This is a genomic window from Streptomyces sp. DH12 (genome assembly GCF_020873895.1).
Classification (GTDB): Bacteria; Actinomycetota; Actinomycetes; order Streptomycetales; family Streptomycetaceae; genus Streptomyces.
In genome coordinates, this window is record NZ_JAHWGT010001409.1 from 1 (window position 1) to 414 (window position 414).

1 protein-coding gene is annotated in these 414 nt (G+C 70.0%); it reads left to right on the top strand.

Annotation, left to right across the window (positions count from 1 at the left end; all coding sequences use genetic code 11):
- Positions 1-89: 89 nt before the first annotated feature.
- On the top strand, positions 90-414 hold a 325-nt coding region (locus LPA54_RS40320; protein ID WP_228985394.1), incomplete at its 3' end, for an SsgA family sporulation/cell division regulator.

A 414-nucleotide genomic window follows, 5' to 3' on the forward strand; every position in this document is an offset into this window, starting at 1 on the left:
TGGGTGCACGATGGGGACGGGAGTGGGTAAACGGCCCGTAAGGCATGTATGCCCTGCCGGGCGCACGACGCAGCGTAAGGGGCCCACCGATGTCCGTGATCGAGCAGTACGCGCGAGTCCACATCGTGACGGATGACGGCCCTCTGCTGGAGAGTCACGGGGCCGTCCCCGTGGTGCTGCGGTACGACCCGGAGTCCGACCCCCGCCATGTACGGGTGGCCCTGCCGGGGACGCGGCCCCTGGAATGGGTCGTCGAACGGGACCTGCTGGAACACGGCCTCACCGCGCCCGTCGACAGCGGCGGCATACGGGTGTGGCCGTGCGGCCGGGTGCAGGCGGTGGTGGAGTTCCACTCCGGCCAGGGCCACTCGGTGGTCGAGTTCGACTCCAAGACCCTGTCCCGCTTCCTCCGCC